This window comes from Polynucleobacter sp. 15G-AUS-farblos, from assembly GCF_018882445.1.
GTDB lineage: Bacteria > Pseudomonadota > Gammaproteobacteria > Burkholderiales > Burkholderiaceae > Polynucleobacter.
The window spans coordinates 1-639 of the sequence record NZ_JACVOM010000018.1 but is presented as its reverse complement, the minus strand read 5'-3'; the positions used below and the strand labels follow the sequence as shown (position 1 = coordinate 639).

General features: G+C 38.5%; 1 protein-coding gene. It reads right to left on the bottom strand.

What is annotated here, in order from left to right; all coding sequences use genetic code 11:
- A partial coding sequence (locus ICN41_RS11215) for a hypothetical protein (protein WP_216293012.1) occupies positions 1 to 622 on the bottom strand: 622 nt, incomplete at its 3' end.
- Positions 623 to 639 lie beyond the last annotated feature (17 nt).

Below are 639 nucleotides of genomic sequence, written 5' to 3'. Positions count from 1 at the left end.
AAGACTCTGGGGGCAGGTAGAGGCCACCGAAGCTAAACAAAATCTCCTTTTTGGGATGCCAATTAGATCTTTCTAAATTGAGTACGGTGTGTCCACTGGTTGGCTCCGGATGGAGCCAATAGAGGTAGTACATGTTTTTTACAAATTCAATTTTTTCTACAACGATTTGAGGGGAAACTATCGAGACATCATCCATGTCATCCCTCTTGTGCGTGATGACATCATAAATAATGCATCTAGCATTATTCTTTTTTGCCCATAGAAAGATATTCTCATCCATGGGAGGCCTAGTCAAAAAATTAGCCAATTTATTATTTGGTAATAACTCAGAGGAGTATGAAAGTAGGACACATATATCGCTTGAGTCCACCTTCTCCGAAATAGCAATCGTACGATCCCTTAGACCAATAATAGCCTTTTCACCCTTTAATGAGTAAATAAAAGGTTCAACATAAATCTTATAAATCCCACCAAGGCATATGACACTGATGAGTAAGATTAGAATGCTTCCACACTTTGCTAAATTGGCAATAGCAGTTTTTTTCTGCTTCCACTCATCAAACCCAAATGCTAATAAGAAAAATGGTGTTATTAATGCAGGTAAAAAATAGCGTGGCGCCATTACTGATGGTCGTAAGC